The organism is Streptomyces rimosus (assembly GCF_008704655.1).
GTDB lineage: Bacteria > Actinomycetota > Actinomycetes > Streptomycetales > Streptomycetaceae > Streptomyces > Streptomyces rimosus.
In genome coordinates, this window is the sequence record NZ_CP023688.1 from 3155925 (window position 1) to 3175228 (window position 19304).

A 19304-nucleotide genomic window follows, 5' to 3' on the forward strand; every position below is an offset into this window, starting at 1 on the left:
AGCACCCGGTTCGGGGGTGCGGTGGCGATGGCCCGTACCCGCATACAGGGAACCTGGTGTGTTTCCCGTCGCGTCATGCCCCGAAACCCTTTGCTGAATGTGACGTGCACGACGACTGACGGCCCCGGACTGCACCAAAGGTCCCGACAGGCGTAGCCTTTATTCCCGCTGTCCACCACCTTAGGAAGCGGAAGAGGGCGGTTGCCGCCGTGTCGCCACAGTCCCCCAACAGTTCGAGCACTTCGACTGACCAAGAGGGGCAGGGTAAGAACCCTGCTGCCGCATTCGGTCCGAACGAGTGGCTCGTCGACGAGATCTACCAGCAGTACCTCCAGGACCCGAACTCGGTAGACCGAGCCTGGTGGGACTTCTTCGCCGACTACAAGCCGGGAGCGGGCGCCGCCGCGCCGGCTGCGGCGAGTGACGGCGCCCCCGCCACTCCGGCCTCCGGAACCGGCCAGGCCGCGCAGGCCGCCGCGCCGAGCGCGCCCGCGGCCCCGGCCCGGCCCGCGCAGCAGCAGCCCGCGGCGCCGGCCGCCAAGCCCGCAGCGGCGCAGCCCGCCGCTCCGGCCACGCCGGCCGCGAGCGCCCCTGCGCCCGCCAAGGCCGCTCCGGCCAAGGCCGCACCCGTCAAGACCGCTCAGCCCGCAGCCAAGAAGGACGACGTGAAGCCCGACGAGGCGCCCGCAGGCCCGGAACTGGTCACCCTCCGTGGCCCCTCCGCCGCCGTGGCGAAGAACATGAACGCCTCCCTGGAGCTGCCCACGGCCACGTCCGTGCGCGCCGTCCCGGTGAAGCTGCTGTTCGACAACCGCATCGTCATCAACAACCACCTCAAGCGCGCCCGTGGCGGGAAGGTCTCCTTCACCCACCTGATCGGGTACGCGATGGTGCAGGCCCTCAAGGCCATGCCGTCGATGAACTACTCCTTCCAGGAGAAGGACGGCAAGCCGACGCTGGTCAAGCCCGAGCACGTCAACCTCGGTCTGGCCATCGACCTGGTCAAGCCCAACGGTGACCGCCAGCTCGTCGTCGCGGCCATCAAGAAGGCCGAGACGCTCAGCTTCTTCGAGTTCTGGCAGGCGTACGAGGACATCGTCCGCCGCGCCCGCAACAACAAGCTGACGATGGACGACTTCACCGGGGTCACCGCGTCGCTGACCAACCCGGGCGGCATCGGCACCGTCCACTCCGTGCCCCGCCTGATGCCCGGCCAGGGCCTCATCATCGGCGTCGGCGCGATGGACTACCCGGCCGAGTTCCAGGGCACCTCGCAGGACACCCTGAACAAGCTGGGCATCTCCAAGGTCATGACGCTGACCAGCACGTACGACCACCGCGTGATCCAGGGCGCCGCCTCCGGCGAGTTCCTGCGCATCATGAACCAGCTGCTGCTCGGCGAGAACGACTTCTTCGACGACATCTTCAAGTCGCTGCGCATCCCCTACGAGCCGGTGCGCTGGCTGCGTGACATCGACGTCAGCCACGACGACGACGTCACCAAGGCGGCCCGGGTCTTCGACCTGATCCACGCCTACCGGGTGCGCGGCCACGTCATGGCCGACACCGACCCGCTGGAGTACGAGCAGCGCAAGCACCCCGACCTCGACATCATCGAGCACGGGCTGACGCTGTGGGACCTGGAGCGGGAGTTCGCCGTCGGCGGCTTCGCCGGCAAGACCATGATGAAGCTGCGCGACATCCTGGGCGTGCTGCGCGACTCGTACTGCCGCACCACCGGCATCGAGTTCATGCACATCCAGGACCCCAAGCAGCGCAAGTGGATCCAGGACCGGGTCGAGCGCGGGCACTCCAAGCCGGAGCGCGAGGAGCAGCTGCGCATCCTGCGCCGCCTGAACTCCGCCGAGGCGTTCGAGACGTTCCTGCAGACGAAGTACGTCGGCCAGAAGCGGTTCTCCCTGGAGGGCGGCGAGTCCGTCATCCCGCTGCTGGACGCGGTCATCGACTCGGCCGCCGAGTCGCGCCTGGACGAGGTCGTCATCGGCATGGCCCACCGCGGCCGCCTGAACGTCCTCGCCAACATCGTCGGCAAGTCGTACGCGCAGATCTTCCGCGAGTTCGAGGGCAACCTCGACCCGAAGTCGATGCACGGCTCCGGCGACGTGAAGTACCACCTGGGCGCCGAGGGCACCTTCACCGGCCTGGACGGCGAGCAGATCAAGGTCTCGCTGGCCGCCAACCCCTCGCACCTCGAAGCGGTCGACCCGATCGTCGAGGGCATCGCCCGCGCCAAGCAGGACATCATCGGCAAGGGCGGCACGGACTTCACCGTCCTGCCGGTCCAGCTGCACGGTGACGCGGCGTTCGCCGGCCAGGGTGTGGTCGCCGAGACGCTGAACATGTCGCAGCTGCGCGGCTACCGCACCGGCGGCACGGTGCACATCGTCATCAACAACCAGGTCGGCTTCACCGCCGCCCCGGAGTCGGCCCGCTCCTCCATGTACGCCACGGACGTGGCCCGCATGATCGAGGCGCCGATCTTCCACGTCAACGGTGACGACCCCGAGGCCGTCGTCCGGGTCGCGCGACTGGCGTTCGAGTTCCGCCAGGCGTTCAACAAGGACGTCGTCATCGACCTGATCTGCTACCGGCGCCGCGGTCACAACGAGACCGACAACCCGGGCTTCACGCAGCCGCTGATGTACGACCTGATCGACAAGAAGCGCTCGGTGCGCAAGCTCTACACCGAGTCGCTGATCGGCCGCGGCGACATCACGCTGGAGGAGGCCGAGCAGGCCCTCCAGGACTTCCAGGGCCAGCTGGAGAAGGTCTTCACGGAGGTCCGCGAGGCCACCACCGCCCCGGCCGCCCCCGAGGTGCCGGAGCCGCAGGCCGAGTTCCCGGTCGCCGTGGACACCGCGATCTCCCAGGAGGTCGTCAAGCGGATCGCCGAGTCCCAGGTCAACATCCCCGAGCGGGTCACCGTCCACCCGCGTCTGCTGCCGCAGCTGCAGCGCCGCGCGGCCCAGGTGGAGGACGACACGATCGACTGGGGCACCGGCGAGACCCTCGCCTTCGGCTCGCTGCTGATGGAGGGCACCCCGGTCCGTCTGTCGGGCCAGGACTCCCGCCGCGGCACCTTCGGCCAGCGCCACGCGGTGCTGGTGGACCGGGAGACCGGCGAGGACTACACCCCGCTGCTCTACCTGTCCGAGGACCAGGCGCGCTTCAACGTCTACGACTCGCTGCTGAGCGAGTACGCGGCGATGGGCTTCGAGTACGGCTACTCCCTGGCCCGACCGGAGGCGCTGGTCCTGTGGGAGGCGCAGTTCGGTGACTTCGCCAACGGCGCGCAGACCGTCATCGACGAGTTCATCTCCTCGGCGGAGCAGAAGTGGGGCCAGACCTCCGGCGTCACCCTGCTGCTGCCGCACGGCTACGAGGGCCAGGGCCCGGACCACTCCTCGGCCCGTATCGAGCGCTTCCTCCAGCTGTGCGCGCAGAACAACATGACGGTCGCCATGCCGACGCTCCCGTCGAACTACTTCCACCTGCTGCGCTGGCAGGTGCACAACCCGCACCACAAGCCGCTGGTCGTCTTCACCCCGAAGTCGATGCTGCGTCTGAAGGCGGCGTCGTCGAAGACGGCGGAGTTCACCACGGGCGGCTTCCGGCCGGTGATCTCGGACGACGCGGCGAAGGCCGAGGACGTCACCAAGGTCATCTTCTGCTCCGGCAAGGTCTACTACGACCTGGAGGCGGAGCGGGTCAAGCGCGGCGCGTTCGACACGGCGCTGGTCCGTATCGAGCGGCTGTACCCGCTGCCCGGCAAGGAGCTCCAGGCGGAGATCGCCAAGTACCCGAACGCGGGCAAGTACCTGTGGGTGCAGGAGGAGCCGGCGAACCAGGGTGCGTGGCCGTTCCTGGGTCTGAACCTGATCGACCACCTGGACCTGTCCGTCGGCGCGGACGTGCCGCACGGCGAGCGCCTGCGCCGCATCTCGCGGCCGCACTCCTCGTCGCCGGCCGTGGGTTCCGCCAAGCGCCACCAGGCCGAGCAGGCCGCGCTGATCGCCGAGGCGTTCGACGCGTGATCCGGATCCACCCGGTGTGAAAGGGAGGGGCCCCGCAGCGATCGCTGCGGGGCCCCTCCCTTTTCGCGCTTTTCGCGCTCTCGCCGTCAGACCGGCTGCGGCTCGAAGTCCCAGTACGGGCGGCGCCGACGGCGGGCGGAGAGGGTGTGCGGGTGCTCGGCGCCCAGCGTCTCGGTGAGCTGCTGTACGGCCTCCTGTTCCAGCTTGGACGCCTCCTGGCCGCGTCGCAGCGCCCGCAGGTCGTCGGCGAGGGCCGTCTTGGCGGAGAGGGTCAGCGGGTGGGTGTCGCCGAGGGTCTGCTTGGCGCGCTCCAGGGTGTCGCGGCTCAGCTCGGCGGCGCTGTCCTCGGCGTCGACGCGGTTGCGGGCGCCGGCGGCGTTCAGGGCGCAGCCCAGTGTCCAGGGGTGGTCGGCGCCCATCGCCCGGGTCATGCCGGCGAGCGCCTGTTCGGCGATGGCCAGCGCGTTGTCCCGCTCGCCGAATTCCCAGCACACCAGGCCGGTGTTGCCGAGCGCGCCGACGGTGAACGGGTGGGCCTCGCCGACCAGGGTGCGGTACCGCTCGGCGGCCTCCTCGCCCAGTTCCCTGGCCTGGCCGAGGTCACCGTGCTCGCGCAGGAAGGTGGCGTAGTTGGCCTGCATCATGAGCGTCTCGGGGTGGCGGGGGCCGTGCACCCGGCGGGAGCGCTCCACCACGTCGCCCATCAGCGCGTCGGCCTGGGTGACGGCGCCGGAGCGGCGCAGGCACAGCGCGAGGTTGTGCTCGGCGCGCAGGGTCAGCGGCGTGTGCTTGCCCATGACCTGGTGGTAGAGCCGTACGTTCAGCTCCTGGCGGGAAAGGGCGTCGGTGTAGCGGCCGAGGAGGCGCAGCATGCGGGCGTACGAATACGCGGCGCCGAGCGTGAGGTGGTGCCGGGCGCGCAGCTGGCGCTCCCAGACGAGCAGCACCTCGCCGTAGAGGGCGAGCGCTTCCTCGTAGCGGCCGACGGCGCTGAGCGCCGAGGCGAGGTTGCTGCGGGAGGAGAGGGTGAGGGGCGCTTCGGGGCCGAGGAGTTCCGTACGGCCGCGGACGACCGATTCGAAGATCTCCAGTGCCTGCTGGTAGGAGCCCAGCGCCATGTAGGTGCCGGCCAGGCCGTCCTGCGCGCGCAGCAGGGCGCCGTCGCCCGGGTCCCGTTCGGCGGCCAGTTCCTCGACGATGGCGCTGCCGACCGCCTCGGCCTCTCGGTAGCGGCCCAGGCGGCGCAGCATGTTGGCGTGCTGGTGGGTGATCACGAGCATGGTGCGCTGGGTGGGCGCGATGCGGGTGCGCCAGCGGGAGAGGAACTGCTCGCACAGCCGCAGGCCGATGCGGTACTCGCCGCGCACCCGCAGATACTCGATGCAGTTCAGCAGCAGTTCCTGGACGGAGGTCTCGGGGCTGTCCAGGACGCCGGCCGGCTCCAGGTGCGGGATGAGGGCGGCGTACTGCTCCCAGGTGCGGGTGTCGGAGGGGCTCTGCGGGTCGGCGGTGGCCAGCACCCGGCAGGCGGTGGCGGACATGGTGTCGCGCTCGTCCTCGGCCATGTCGCTGCGCAGGAACCGGTGGTAGAGCCGGTGCATCTGGGCCGTCTCGACGGCGGGGTCCGAGGTGGTCTGGGCGACCTGGTAGTCCAGGCGTACGGCGGTGGACTCGGTCAGCCGGCGCAGCGCAGTGTTCCACGCGATCGGCTCGGCCGCCAGGTCGGCGAGGTATTCGGGCAGGTCGCCGCGGCGGGCGCGGGCGAGCATGGGGACCGGGATGGCGTCCGGCGCGAAGAACGCGAAGAGCTTGAGCAGTTCGACGGCGGCGGGGCTGCGCTCGCGCAGCGTGTTGAGGGTTATGGCCCAGCTGGTCTGGAAGGCCATCGGGTAGTCGGTGGAGATGCGGATGCCGACCAGGCTCGGCTCGCCGCGCCGGATCAGCTCGATGTACTCCCGGGGCGCCATCGGGTTGGCGTCCAGCCAGGCGGCGGTCTGGGCGAGCAGCAGCGGCAGATCCTGTACGGCGTCCGCCAGCAGGTCGGCTTCCTTGTTCGTCAGCCGGGGGGCGCGGCGCCGCGCGTAGGCGACGGACTCGGTGCGGGTGAAGGGCAGCACCTCGATCTCCTGGGCGCTGCCGGAGCCGGACCAGTCCCGGGTGAGGGTGGTGATCAGGACGTGGCCGCGGCCGTCCGGCACCAGGTCCTCGATCTGCTCCATGTCGTCGGCGCTGTCGAAGATCAGCAGCCAGCGGCGGTACGGGCGGCCGATGCGCAGCGCCTCGTGGACGGCGCGGATGCGGTCGCCCAGCTCCTGGCCGACCGGCAGGTTCATGCGGGTGGCCAGCTCGGCGAGCTGTTCGCGGGCGGCGCCGCGGTTGGTGGCGCTGATCCACCACACCACGTCGTAGTCGTTGCCGAAGCGGTGGGCGTATTCGGCGGCGATCTGGCTCTTGCCGACGCCGGAGATGCCGTAGAGGGCGATCCGGGTCTCCATCGGCTGGCCGGGCCCCGGGAGCGGGCCCGCCAGCTTGCCGTGCAGCTCTTCCAGCGCGGTGTCGCGGCCGGTGAAGCGGTTGTTGCGGCGGGGGATGTTCCAGATCTCGGGCGGGTCGTTGGGGAAGCGCGGGGCGTTGGCGGCGGGCTCGGTGGGGCGGCGTCCGGCGGCCGGGACGCCGAGGCGGTTCAGTACGCGCCGGTTGGCCTCGACGGCGTCCAGGTCGCGCAGGTCGGCGGGGCGCAGCACGGAGGCGGTGGCGGGCAGCCGCTGGGTGGCGACGCTGACGGCGGCGAAGCGGTCGGCGTGCTCCGGTACGACTTCCTGAAGGGCGGCCGTCCACTCCTCGTGGGTCTTGGGGCCGAGCTTGAAGTACCAGTCGTCCAGCACCATGAGCAGGCGGCCCTCGGCGGCGAGCAGGCCGGCCAGTTCCTCGGTGAGGGGGCTGTCGGCGGCGGGGTCCCAGCGCAGCATGGTGGTGCCGTGTCCGAGCTGCTCCAGCTGGTGCGAAATCCACGCCGCCCAGGGCCGGTTGAAGCCCGCGTAACTGATGGTGATGTGCTCTGCGGAGCCGGTAATAGCGGACTGGTCGGCCATGCGCCCGTCTCCTCGGTATGCGGCGGTTCGCGCGTGCGCGAGCTGGCTGTTCGGCACGATAGCCCAAGTATCGCCCTGTGCGGCGACGCCACGTCAGGTCTTGTACGCGGCGGGCCAGTTGACGGACGCGGCGGCCAGTCCGGCGGCGGGCCCGGGCGTCCGGTCCGCGTGCACCTCGGTGTCGAGGCGGGCGGCGATGTGGCGGATCACCCGTTCCAGGTCGGCGCAGTACACGGACGGGTTACGGAAGCCGCTGCCCGCCCGGTAGCGGTGGGCGTAGTTGCCGCCGCCGCACACCGTCAGCAGCGGGCAGGCGCGGCACCGCGCGCACAGGCCGTCGGCGCCCAGGCGGCGGGCGGCCATCCCCGGGTGGGCCAGCGCCTCGTCGAAGCTGTTGCGGAAGACGTCCAGGCCGGTGGCGGCGGCGCCCTCGTACGCCGATTTGAGGGAGTCGACCTGTTCGATGGCGCCGTCGGTGTCGACCACGAGCGCGACCACGGGTGACAGGCCGACCGCCTCGCTGCTGCTGGGGCGGCCCAGGAGCAGGCCGATGATCTCGGTGAAGAGGCGTATCCGGGGCGCGGGCTCCGTTTCGTCCCACCAGAGGTCGAAGACGGTGCACAGCCAGTCGCCGTACGGGGTGCGGCTCACCGGGTCGGGCGGCAGCGGCGGGCGGCTGGTCCAGTTGGCGTGCGGGAGGAGGAAGTCGAGCATCGGGGGGCCGAGGGCGCGCAGCGAGCCGTAGACCAGGGCGGGGTCGGAGGTGATGTCGATGGTGCACAGGATGCCCGCGAAGGTGTCGGGGCGGCGGGCCAGCAGGCGGGCGGCGCGGGAGGCGGCCGCCCAGGAGGGCCGTCCCGCGTGGTCCAAGCGCCGTCGGTTCAGGCCGGGGGTGCCGCCGTCCAGGCTGAGCCCGATCCGGAAGCCCGCGGCGGCCAGGGCGTCGAGCGCCTGCGGGGTGAGGAGGGTGCCGTTGGTCTGTACGCCGAGGTGCGCGCGGCAGCCGTCCGGGAGTACGGCGCGCAGCGCGGCTGCCTGGTCGAGGAGCGGTCCCGGGCCGGTGAGCAGGGGTTCGCCGCCGTGCAGGTCGACGCGGATCTCGTCGAGGCCGTGGGTGCGTACGTGTTCGGCGATGCGCAGCGCGGTCCGGCGGACGGTGCCGGGCGGGGCGTGCGGCGGGCGGGCGCGCCAGCTGCGGTCCGGGCCCGCGTAGATGTAGCAGTAGGTGCACGCGAGGTTGCAGCGGCTGTGGGTCTTCAGGACGAACTGGCGGAAGGGGACCGCGGGCGCCTCAAGGCTCTGGAACACCACGACGCCGCCCCCTGCCTGCGTCCGACGTCCGGGCAGCCCGATGGCGGCCCGCTGTCGCGATACCTGGCTCCGGCACGGGAGAACATGCACACGGCAAGGACAACTGGCCGGTTTCGTAGCCCGTTTGCCCAAAAACCGTCGCCCGGCGTTCAGATTCGGACGCTTACCGTACGGTCGGGCCCGGACCGTCGTCGTAGTACGCCACCGCCCGCTCGGCGGGGGGCCAGTTGCGCAGCAGGAGGGCGGCCACCTCCCCCAGCACCGGATGGCCCGTCCGCGCGGCCACCGCGGCCACATCGACACCGCCGAAGTCCGGCAGCGGCTCGGCCGACGGGCCGGACGGCTCGGCCGGTGCGGCCGGGGCCGTACCGGTGACGGGGACTGTCGCCACGCTGTTCTCCTCTGGGCCGGGTGGACGGGGTGTTCCCGCGCGCCCGTGCGCGCAAACGCCCGGCCCGGCCGGGTCGGGCGGTCATTCGGACGGTTCCAGGGCGCGCATCCGCTCCCTCGTGCGCCGGGCCTCCGGGCCGTTCTCCTCGGACGCGCGCTGCCACTGCTCCCAGCTCTCCCGGTACGCGGGCAGCGCCGCCTGCGGCCCCGCCGTGTCCTCCAGGACGCCGGCCCGCCGGTGGTGGGCGCGCGCCGCCAGCAGCGGGCTGCCGGCCCGTTCGGCCGCGGCGGCGGCCCGGCGGTAGGCCGCGGCGGCGCGGTCGTGCCGCTCGCGGGAGTCGAAGCGGCGGTCCAGTACGAGCTGGACGTCACCGACCTCCAGCCATGCCTCCGCACTGACCACCGGATCGGCCGAACTGCGCGCGGCCAGCTCCAGCACCCAGTCCGCCTCGTGCAGATCGGCCAGCGAGGGCTGGCGGTCGTGGCGCAGGCGCAGGGCACGGCCGAACAGCAGGCGGTGGGAGCCCAGTTCGGGGTCGTGCGGGGCGACCCGGCCGAGCGCCTCGCGCAGCACGTGCACCGCCTCGTTCGCCAGTCGCTTGGCCTGGTCGCCGGGGGGCTCCAGGCGGGCGCGCAGCAGCAGCGCGGCGCCGCGCCGGGCGAGCAGGGAGCTGTGCTCGGGCGAGTCGGGGGTGGTCAGGCGCAGCGCGGCGGCCAGCGCATCGATGGCCGCGTCCAGCGCTTCCGGGTCGGCGGTGCGGGCGTGCAGAGCGCTGTACGCCTCGGCCGTACGGCTCAGGCTCTCCGCCTCCAGGGCCGGGTCGCGCAGTTCCCGGGCGAGCGCGCGGGCCCGCTCCAGGACCGGGAGCACGGCGTCCGGGCCGGTGCCGCCGCCGAGCAGCGAGCGGGCCTGGGCCAGCTCCAGCAGCGTCTCGCAGACCTCGCGGTCCGCGGAGCCGCCCCGGCGGCGCAGCAGGGTCGTGGCGGCGTCCAGATCGGCGGTGGCGCGCAGGGCGAGCGCCCCGGCGTACGTCTCGGTGGCCTCCTCGTGTCCGGCGGCGCGGCGCGCCTGGTCCAGCAGGACACCGCCGCGCGCGGCGTAGATCTCGCCGGGCACCTGCTCGCCGCTGGGCCACTGTTCCAGGAGGGTGGTCAGGGCCTGTTCGGCCTCGTCGAGCGGGTCGGCGGCGCGGCCGGTGAAGGCCGTGGCGGCCGAGGGCAGCGCGGCCAGCCGCCGCAGCACTTCGGTACGCAGCACCATGCTCTCCAATACGCGGGGATCCAGCAGGCTCATCAGCCCGCAGGCGGTGTCCAGGTGGCGCGCGGCCTCCTCCAACGCGCTCCGTTCACCGTCCGGGTACCCCGCGGCGCCGCGTTCCTGCGCGGCGGCGTAGCGCACCCGGGCGAGCACGATCAGCGCCCTGACGCGCGCCTCGCCGTCCCCGTCCGGCGTCTGCGCCGGATCGCCGCCGACGGCCTCGGCGGCCGCCCGTACCGCCCGTTCCGCCTCCTCCAGCGCGTCCGGCTGCCGCCACTTCGCCCAGCCGTGCAGCAGCGCGCGGGCGAGGTCGGTGCCCGCGGCGGGCAGGCTCTGCGCCGCCGCGCGCAGCAGCCGCACGGCTTCGATCAAGTCCCGTACCGTGCCCTCCTGTTCGTAGCGCGCCAGCAGCGCGGCGCCCTCGGCGGCGGGCCCGTCGGGCGCGTACGACAGCTGTGCGGGCGTCCGCAGGGCCGGTTCGAACCGGCGCAGCACCCGCTCGGAGATCCGCGCGAACGGCTCGGGCACGGCGCGCTGCCCGGTCGTCGGTTCCCGGCCGCTGCCGGAGAGCATGGCGACCGCGACCGCGGGGAAGTTCCGGGCGCTGCGGCCGAACGTGCGCTCGATGTAGAGGGAGCAGTGCTTGAGGACGAGGGCGGCCTCGCCGGCGCTCAGGCGGCTCAGCAGCTCGTCCCGTACGCCGGGCACGAATTCGTACCAGGGGCCGCCGGCCGGGCCCTCGCCACCCGGCGGGCCCGCGGGGTCGGGAAGCTGCTCTATCAGGCCGCTGAGCAGCACCTCCGCCAGCTCGGCGGGGCCGGTCTGGGGCAGCATCGCGCGCTGGACGAGCTGGATGACGGGCAGCGCGAGCGGTACGGCCGACAGGTGGACGGCCAGATGGCGGGCGTCCGGCGAAGCGGTCTGCTCGAACTCGCGCACCAGCCGGGACGGTTCGGGGCGCTCGGCGGCGCGGGCGACGTCCGTGCCCAGGCCGTGGTCGCAGCGGACGACGGCGGCGGCGCCGCGCAGCGACAGGCCGGAATCGGCCGCGGCCAGCCGGGCCCAGCCGCCGAGGGCCGCGGGCGCGGCCGACAGGACCGGTACGGCGCGCTCGCGGGTGCCGCCCTGCGTCTGCCCGGCCGTGGCGGGGGTACGGCGGCGGCGCCGGGCGGGGCGGAAGTCCAGGGCGCGGTACGGGCCCTGCTGCCGTACGAGCGTGCCCGCGACGGCGGGCAGCAGGGTGCGCGCCCACATCCGCTGCGGCAGCGGCTGTACGACGGCGAGCGGCGCGTCGGCCACCCAGCGGTACAGCAGGCGCTGGATGCGCCCGTCGCGCCACAGCGGGCCCGCGCAGTCGCTCACGATGAGGGTGACGTGGTGGCCCGTGGGGTCGTGCAGCTGGTCGGCGGGGCGCAGCGGCGCGTCCCGGCCGGGGCCCGCGGCGACGCCGACCTCGTCGCCGTACGGGTGGAGGTAGTGCACCGTCACGTCGCGGAAGGCGCCGACCCGCTCGCAGACCTGCCGCAGGTCGTGCAGCATCTGCTCCCACACGGCCATGGAGGAGGAGCCGTCCATGAGCAGGCGCAGGCTGGCCGCGCGGCGGCGGACGCCGCGCAGCACCGGGATGATCATCTCGGCGTGTGCGGAGAGTTCGGCGGTGGCGTCCTCGTCCAGCTCCTGGCGGACCGGGGCGACCGGCGGGTGGTAGCGCTGGATCGGCCGCAGGGCGCGCTGCAGCGGCAGCAGGCCCGGGAAGGCGGAGGCCACGGGGATGCCGACCTCGCCGAGGCGGCCGTGGTCGGGGGCCAGGGTGCGGTCGTCCTGGGCGGGCAGCAGGTCCACTTCCGTGCGCCGGGGGCGGTCCCGGGCGGCGGGCTCCGTGACGGACGGCGTGTCGCGGGCGGAATCCCGGCCACGGGAATCCACAGAGAAAGTGGCCGGTTTTGGACCCTGTGCGGTGGGCGGAACCGTCTCCTCGGCAGGCGTCACGTCGCCGTCGGCCGCCCCCGGGGTGATCCACCGGGCCAGCCACAGGGCGTCCGCCAGAGCGCGGGCGTCCGCGGGCAGGCCGGCCGCGCGCAGCCGTGCGACGATCTCACCGAGGGGGCCGTGGCCCGGTCCGCCGGCCGGCACCGCGGATCACCTGGTCCGATCCAGGGGCCGCAGCAGCTCGGCCGTCAGGCGCCGCCGCGTCTCCTCCTCGTCCTCGTCCGCCCAGCCGGCCTGCCGCGTCAGGTGGATCGCGTTGAGCAGCTGGTCCACGGCCCGTACGTCGCCGGGCTCGCGGTCCAGGAAGCGGTCGATGACGGACTCGTGCTCGGCCGCGGCGCTCTCGCCGAAGTGCGCCCGCACCATGTCCGCGAGCCGCTCCTTGTCGGGCGTGGGGATGTTCAGGTGGATACAGCGGCGCAGCAGCGGCGCGGGGAAGTCCCGCTCGCCGTTGCTGGTCAGCACGATGAACGGGAAGGCGCGGCAGCGCACCCGGCCGTCCCGCACGGTGACCCGTACGCCGTCGTCGCTCAGCACCGGCACCTCGGGGGCCGATCCGGCCAGCCGCTCCAGCTCCGGAATCCGGAACTCCCCTTCCTCCAGCACGTTGAGCAGGTCGTTCGGCAGGTCGATGTCGCTCTTGTCCAGCTCGTCGACGAGCAGCACACGCGGCTTCGCGGCGGGCAGCAGGGCCGTGCCGAGCGGGCCGAGACGGATGTAGCGGCCGATGCCGCCGCCCGGCTCGTCCTGCGGGCCCGGCCGCCCCTCCGCCGGCCCCGGCGTCGTCTGCGGGCGGGCCGCGCGGGCGATCTGGAGGTCCTGGAGGCGACCGATGGCGTCGTACTCGTACAGCCCGTCACGCAGCGAACTGCGGCTGACGATGGACCAGTTCAGCACCCGGCCGAGGCCCAGTTCGTAGGCGACCGAGTGCGCGAGGGTGGACTTCCCGCTGCCCGGGGCGCCCGTCACCAGCAGGGGACGGCGCAGGTAGAGCGCCGCGTTGACCAGCTCGCGCTCGGTCTCGCCCGGCCGGTGGTAGCTGGCCTCGCGGCGCTGCACGCCGAGCCGGCGCTCGGAGGCGTGGTCGAGAGCCGTGGGCGGCGCCACGAGCGGGCCGCCGTCGAAATCGCGCCATGGAGGGGGTGGCGGTAACTGCTCGATGCCGTCGTGCGGAGCCCCCGCGCCACGGTAGATGAGCCAGTCGCTCACGTCGGAACTCCTCGTCGCCGGCCGGCCATCGGGCAGGGGCGCGGGGCCGCGGCGGAGCATCCGGCAAGCGTCGGCGCCGCTTCCCGCCCTCCCCGGACCCGTCCCCCTGGCAATCTCTCACGACGCTAGGACAGTAACCAGCCGGACGGAAGGACACGGGGCGTTTTCCGGTCTCGGGTGCCGTCATTGGGGCGACAATTGCGTGCCCTGGGAGAAGAGTTGGGGGATCGGGTTGCCCGGGTCGTCATAGAGCAGCACGAGATCGCGGGCCCAGGAGGCACCGCCCTCCGCGGCCTTGGCGCGCAGCTCACGCACCAGTTCGGGAAGCTCGGCCACCGACTTCGGCGCCCCGAGCAGCTGCCGCACCTCCCGGTGGAACTCGTCACACACCCGGTCGCAGTCGCGCTCGTCGTGCCCCCCGGCCGGCCACAGCGCCACCGGGTGGCCGGCGTCCAGCGCCCACCCGACGGCCTCCAGCCCGGTGCCGTCCGCCACCGACCGGCACAGCGCCGGGACCGCGCCCTCGTCCGCCTCCTCCAGCAGCCGCGACAGCCCCGAAACCGACGCCCGTGGGCCGGGCGGCACCCGCAGCGCCGTCAACCGCCCCGCACCGACCAGCCCCTGCCAACGCCGCAGCCAGGCCGGATCGACCCCCTCCCGGTCCTCCTGGCGGCGCCCCTGGTCGCGCAGCACCACTGCGCGCGCCGGGCCCAGCGGGCGCAGCCGCGCCGTACGGCGGGTGGAGGCGGGCACCTGCCAGCGGTCCGCAGCGGTGTGCCAGTGCTCCTCCGGAACCGCCACCTCCAGACGCACCCGGACGCCGCCCGCCGCGTCGTCCGCACGCAGCAGACGCGGCCCCAGCCGCCGCAGAACCTGGCCGCGTGCCTCCTCGAAGGTCATGCCGTTCCGCGACTCCTGGACCTCGACGCGCTGCCACTGCCCCTGGCCGTACCCCTCGCTCACCGACCAGTTGAACAGCTGCCGCCCGCCCGCATCGTCATAGAACAGCGGCTCGAACTCCACCAGGACCGAGTCCGGGCGGCGCCGCACCGGGCCGATCCGCTCCCGGTCCCGGGGCAGCAGGACGACCGCCTTGGCCGCCACGAACAGGGCCAGCCGCTCGGCCGCCGCACGCATCCCGGCCCCCTCGTCACCGGGTACGCCGCGCGCCTCGTCGGCGGTGCGCTGCGCGACGATGCGCAGGTAGTGCACGAAGGCGCACAGCTCCGTGTACGGGTCGCTGCCCTGGTAGAGCGCACCGTGCCCGTCCCGCCACGTACGCAGCGTCCACGGCCCGGCCCGCCCCGTACGGCCCGAAGGATCCGCACGGCCCAGCGCCTCGGCGACCGCGGCCGCCACCACCAGCGGATCGCGGGGCGCGGGCAGCGACGCCAGCAGATCGAGCGCCTGCAGCCGCTCCTGCACGCCCCACAGCCGGCCGCGCCCCGACATGATCGCGTGCTGCGCGTCGAACCAGGTCGGCTCACCCGACCCGCCGAGATCCTGCCCCGCCCAGTGCCAGCGGTCGTGGAGGCTCATCAGCGCGTGGTACGGATCGTCGCCGAGCCCCTCGGCTCCCGGTACGAGGTGGTACGGGGCCAGCCGCCGCAACTCCGTCACCGGCACCGCGAGCCCGACCCGGTCCTCACGGTGACTTCCCTTGACGATGCCGACGACCTCCCCGCGGTCACAGTCCAGCAGCGGCCCGCCGGACGCGCCCGGGGTGACCCGCACATCACTGCCGAACTGGAGCCCGCGGGCGTCGCGGGCGCCGAAGCGGACGGCGATGAAGGGATCGACGTCCATGGGGGCGGGGGCGATCATGTGGGCCGGGGCAGGGCAGGCACCGACGGCGTCGTCCTCGCCGGGCCCGTGACCGGCGTCCGTACCGGCCCCGGGCCGATCATGCCCCCGGAAGATGAACGCGTCCTCCAGAAGCGCCGCCGGCTGATCACTGAGCCAGGCGCACGGGTGCGCGACATCCGGATCGACCAGCCGCAGCAGGGCCAGGTCGGTACGGGGGCCGTGGCCGGCCGGGTACTCGGGCGCCGGGCGGCTCAGGTCGTACTCCAGACGCGCGGCGGCCACCCGGCCCCCGAACGCGACACCGACCTCCCCGCCCGGCCCGGTCGGGCGGCGCCGCCCGTCCCCGCTGACCAGCACATGTGCGCAGGTCAACACCCACCCGGGTGCCACGAACACACCGCTGCCCCACAGCGGGGCCGGGTCCACGCCGGGCGCCGCGCGTACGGCGACGGTGGCGCGGCCCGCGTGGCCGAGGAGATGCGCGTACTTCTCACGGTCGGCGCGCTCGGAGCGCGCCGACCCCTGACCGCCTTCCGAGGCCGCCATCACGCGCCCGAATCGTCCGGCCCTCGGCCGTCGCTCCGGCCCTGATCCACCGCCGCCGCTTCCCGCTCCCCGCGCCGCCAGGTGAGCGTCACCGACAGGTTCGCCTTGGCCTCACCGTCCGCGAGCAGCGCCACGGCGCGGCCCGGCTTGGCCGCCACCTCCACCCCGAAACTGACGCTGGTCTCGTCCGGAGCCACCCGCTCGGTAGCCGCCCGCAGACTGGCCGCGACCCCGCCGACCAGCTCGCGCAGCCCCTCCACGCGGGCGCCGAGGGCGTCCCAGACGCCCACGTCGTCGTACTCTTCATCCGGATCGCCCGTTATGTCCAACCGGGAGACGCGGGCCCAGACCTGGGTCCCGTCGGGCAGCTCGATGAGATGTGCGCGATCGCGCATCACGGCCTCCTGCTCCCCCTGAGCGGCAATGTCGCACTGCCCCAGGGCCGTTGACAGGTGATCAGGTTATCCCCAGGGTGCGAGTGACGCGAGGGGTCGCGGCGCCTGCCTATCCTGGCCCGGAACGTCACGGAAACCAGGTGGAGAACACGGTGTATTTCACGGATCGCGGTATCGAGGAACTGGAGAGCCGACGCGGCGAGGAAGAGGTCACCCTGGCCTGGCTGGCCGACCAGCTCCGCACGTTCGTGGACCTCAACCCCGACTTCGAGGTCCCGGTAGAGCGCCTGGCGACGTGGCTGGCGCGCTTGGACGACGAGGAGGAGTAGTCACGCTTGCGTGACGGGGCACCGGGGTGAGGCTTGCCCCGGTGGGTGTGCGGTGCGGTTGCCCCGGTGGGGGTTCGCCTTGGCGCCCGGGGTTCGGTGGGTGGGGGCTCGGGGCCCCGCAGGGGTCACTCCTCGGCGCCTGGAGCGGCCGTCATGTATGGACGCAACCGGGGCTTCGGTCGCCTGCGGGGAGACCCCTACGTGTCCCCGAGCCCGGCCGGTAGGCGACTTTCCCGCCGCCGTGGCGGGGGTCTTTTACAGACCCCCGGCGGCCGGACCCATACGGCCCCCTCCGCATAACGCGAAGGCGCCCCGGGCCCTGTGCCTACGCAAGGCGAGCGTCGCCGCATGGTGGGCGCGCACCAGGTTTCTTTTCCCCTCCCCCCACCGGCCCGCACTCGCCAATCCGACGGGAGGGGGTGTGCAGGGGGACACTCCCCGCAGGCGACCGTTACATGGTTGCGTCCAGACATGACGGCCGCTCCAGGCGCCGAGGAGATGGCCCCCTGGGCACCCCCGCCCCACAACAAAGCCAATGCGTATCCGCGCGAAGCGCGGTCCAGTACACCCAACCCCGCACCAACGCGCACCCAATACTTGGCCCACCACGCCATGCGATATATCGTGAGGCGCGGATACGCGATAGCTCGCGTCACCGCAACCCAGGGGAGGCCAGGACATGTCAGCCCGGACCGAGTGGTCGGTCTCCGCACCGCGCACGCTGGAGATCGAGGAAGAGGTCACCGCACTGGAGGTGCGCGTCGTCGGCGGCACCGTCAACGTCGTCGGGACGACCGACGGCGGCCGCCCCCGCGTGGAGATCAGCGAGCTGTCCGGCCCGCCGCTGACCGTACGGCAGGAGGCGGGCACGCTCACCGTCACGTACGACGACCTGCCCTGGAAGGGCTTCCTGAAGTTCCTCGACCGCAAGGGCTGGCACCGCAGCGCAGTGGTCTCGGTCACCGTCCCCACCGCGACGAACGTCGCGATCGGCACCGTGGGGGCGAGTGCGGTGATCTCGGGGATCGACGGGCGTACGGAGCTGCGCGGCGTGTCGGGGGACAGCACCCTCGTCCGCCTGACGGGCCCCGTACGGGCCGAGACCGTGTCCGGACGGGTGGAGGGCCAGGCCGTCACGGGCGACCTGAGGTTCAACTCGGTCTCGGGCGACCTGACCCTCATCGAGGGGTCGGGCGCCACCGTGAAGGCGGATTCGGTCAGCGGCGACATGGTCCTGGATCTCGATCCGGCGGCGACGGGTACGGACGTCCAGCTGACGACGGTTTCCGGCGAGGTCGCCATCCGGCTGCCCGCGCCGGGCGACGCCGAGGTGGACGCGAACACGACCAGCGGTACGGTCGCCAACGCCTTCGAGGATCTGCGGGTCAGCGGCCAGTGGGGGGCCAAGCGGATCACGGGCCGGCTCGGCTCGGGCAGCGGCCGGCTGAAGGTCACCACGCTCTCCGGCGGCCTGGCCCTGCTGCGCCGCCCGCCGTCCCCGGACGATCGGCACCGCCCGCCGTCCCCGGACGACCGGCACCGCCCGCCGTCCCCGGACGGCCCCGCCGACACCACGGACTCCCCCGCCGACAAGAAGGTGCTCTGAACCCATGCCTCCCGTCTTCGCCCACGGCCGCCTCCGCCTCTACCTGCTCAAGCTGCTGGACGAGGCGCCGCGGCACGGTTACGAGATCATCCGCCTGCTGGAGGAGCGTTTCCAGGGCCTGTACGCACCGTCCGCCGGCACGGTCTACCCGCGGCTGGCCAAGCTGGAGGCCGAGGGGCTGGTCACCCATACCACCGAGGGCGGCCGCAAGGTGTATTCGATCACCGCGGCGGGGCGCGCCGAACTGGCGGACCGGGGCGGTGAGCTGGCGGATCTGGAGATGGAGATCCGGGAGTCGGTCGCGGCGCTGGCGTCCGACATCCGGGAGGACGTGAGCGGCTCGGCGCGGGACGTGCGCCGCGAGATGCGGGAGGCCGCCAAACAGGCCCGGCAGGGCCGGCGCGGCGGCGAGGAGCACGATTTCCCGGACGCCTCCGATTTCTTCGACGGCCGGTACGGCGACCGGGAGTCCTGGCGGCAGGCGAAGGAGGAGTTCCGCCGCGCCAAGGAGGAGTGGAAGGAGCAGGCGCGGCGGGCGAAGGAGGAGAGCCGGCGGGCCAAGCAGGACGCGCAGCGGGCGCGCAAGCAGGCCCGCGAGGCGCGGTCGTTCGTGCGCGACGAGGTCCAGGAGGCCATCAAGCGCGTACAGGAACAGGCCCAGGAGCATGTACGTACCGGGGACTGGGCCGGGGCCCTGCGCGAGGCGCTGTCGGAGGTCTCGCGCGAGGTGGGCCGGTTCACGGCCGGGCCGGAGGGGGCGGCGGGCGCGGACCGGCCGGGCGGGGGCGCCGGGCAGGCGCCGGAGGACGGCGGCGGCGTGGGCCTCACCAAGGAGGACGCCGCGACGCGGCCCGGCGGTGACGGTCGTGGCGCGGCGCGCGCGGAGGCCGCCGGCCGGGTGCCCCCGGAGCCCGCGTGGGCGTCCGAGCCCGGTTCCGGCGACCCGGCGCGGGACTTCGACCGGCTGCTGGACCGCTTCCGCGACGACCTGCGGGACGCCGCGCGCGATCACGGTGTGACGGCGGAGCAGTTGAAGGACGTACGCAGCCGTCTGTCCGCGACCGCTGCGCACGTCGGAGCGTTGCTGCGTGACCCGGAGGCATATGCGGCCGGACAGGAGCCGCCGCGCTGACTTCCTCGCCGTACTGCCCGGCGATTACGCACAGTTGCTCGCGAGGGTCTGGATTCACCCGCCGTAATCGGGGAACTCAGATCCTCGCACGGCTTTTTGCCCGACGACGGGTTCTGCCGCGAGAATTCGGGGACCTACGGCCGTGTCCGCCTTTACAGTCAACTCTCCTTGTCGACACGGATCTTG

General features: G+C 73.2%; 11 protein-coding genes. 4 read left to right on the top strand and 7 right to left on the bottom strand.

Features of this window, described 5'->3' with window-relative positions; translation table 11 throughout:
* The first annotated feature begins 209 nt into the window (after positions 1-209).
* Entirely contained in the window at positions 210-4055 is a 3846-nt protein-coding gene (locus CP984_RS12805; protein ID WP_030182694.1) for a multifunctional oxoglutarate decarboxylase/oxoglutarate dehydrogenase thiamine pyrophosphate-binding subunit/dihydrolipoyllysine-residue succinyltransferase subunit, read from the top strand.
* Between the two features lie 86 nt (positions 4056-4141).
* Here the strand turns inward: CP984_RS12805 and fxsT are convergent, their stop codons facing one another.
* From fxsT to CP984_RS12840, 7 genes are all read right to left on the bottom strand, one after another.
* On the bottom strand, positions 4142-7147 hold the full coding sequence (fxsT, locus tag CP984_RS12810; RefSeq protein WP_003986809.1) for an FxSxx-COOH system tetratricopeptide repeat protein: 3006 nt from the start codon (positions 7145-7147) through the stop codon (positions 4142-4144).
* 93 nt (positions 7148-7240) lie between these two features.
* The gene (locus tag CP984_RS12815) at positions 7241-8458 is read right to left on the bottom strand and encodes an FxsB family cyclophane-forming radical SAM/SPASM peptide maturase (RefSeq protein WP_226048651.1); all 1218 of its coding nucleotides are present in this window, start codon (positions 8456-8458) and stop codon (positions 7241-7243) included.
* 163 nt (positions 8459-8621) lie between these two features.
* On the bottom strand, positions 8622-8849 hold the full coding sequence (locus CP984_RS12820) for a YxD-tail cyclophane-containing RiPP peptide (protein ID WP_003986810.1): 228 nt from the start codon (positions 8847-8849) through the stop codon (positions 8622-8624).
* Between the two features lie 81 nt (positions 8850-8930).
* Positions 8931-12239 (bottom strand): SAV_2336 N-terminal domain-related protein, encoded by a 3309-nt coding sequence (locus CP984_RS12825; protein WP_030182699.1) that lies wholly within the window; start codon positions 12237-12239, stop codon positions 8931-8933.
* Positions 12240-12245: 6 nt separating this feature from the next.
* On the bottom strand, positions 12246-13304 hold the full coding sequence (locus CP984_RS12830; protein ID WP_003986914.1) for an AAA family ATPase: 1059 nt from the start codon (positions 13302-13304) through the stop codon (positions 12246-12248).
* 183 nt (positions 13305-13487) lie between these two features.
* Entirely contained in the window at positions 13488-15656 is a 2169-nt protein-coding gene (locus tag CP984_RS12835) for a VMAP-C domain-containing protein (RefSeq protein WP_003986913.1), read from the bottom strand.
* On the bottom strand, positions 15656-16051 hold the full coding sequence (locus tag CP984_RS12840) for a CU044_2847 family protein (protein WP_003986912.1): 396 nt from the start codon (positions 16049-16051) through the stop codon (positions 15656-15658). Before CP984_RS12840 ends, CP984_RS12835 begins: the two co-directional genes overlap by 1 nt.
* Positions 16052-16203: 152 nt before the next feature.
* Between CP984_RS12840 and CP984_RS12845 the strand changes: the two genes are divergently transcribed.
* The 3 genes from CP984_RS12845 to CP984_RS12855 all read left to right on the top strand — a co-directional run bounded on the left by CP984_RS12845 (position 16204) and on the right by CP984_RS12855 (position 19118).
* A complete protein-coding gene (locus CP984_RS12845; RefSeq protein ID WP_003986911.1) occupies positions 16204-16380 on the top strand; it encodes a DUF6104 family protein in 177 nt (58 codons plus the stop codon).
* A 679-nt stretch (positions 16381-17059) separates the two neighbouring features.
* Positions 17060-17986, top strand: a complete 927-nt coding sequence (locus CP984_RS12850; RefSeq protein ID WP_003986910.1) for a DUF4097 family beta strand repeat-containing protein — start codon at positions 17060-17062, stop codon at positions 17984-17986.
* A gap of 4 nt (positions 17987-17990) precedes the next feature.
* Positions 17991-19118 carry a PadR family transcriptional regulator gene (locus CP984_RS12855; RefSeq protein WP_030182703.1) on the top strand — a complete coding sequence of 376 codons (1128 nt, stop codon included), beginning with the start codon at positions 17991-17993 and terminating at the stop codon, positions 19116-19118.
* Positions 19119-19304 lie beyond the last annotated feature (186 nt).

What these genes read in the sequence shown, in the direction of transcription:
- CP984_RS12855 (WP_030182703.1), top strand. Translation starts at nt 17,991, where the DNA reads ATGCCTCCCGTCTTCGCCCACGGCCGCCTCCGCCTCTACCTGCTCAAG.
- CP984_RS12840 (WP_003986912.1), bottom strand. Translation starts at nt 16,051, where the DNA reads ATGCGCGATCGCGCACATCTCATCGAGCTGCCCGACGGGACCCAGGTC.
- CP984_RS12850 (WP_003986910.1), top strand. Translation starts at nt 17,060, where the DNA reads ATGTCAGCCCGGACCGAGTGGTCGGTCTCCGCACCGCGCACGCTGGAG.
- CP984_RS12835 (WP_003986913.1), bottom strand. Translation starts at nt 15,656, where the DNA reads ATGGCGGCCTCGGAAGGCGGTCAGGGGTCGGCGCGCTCCGAGCGCGCC.
- fxsT (WP_003986809.1), bottom strand. Translation starts at nt 7,147, where the DNA reads ATGGCCGACCAGTCCGCTATTACCGGCTCCGCAGAGCACATCACCATC.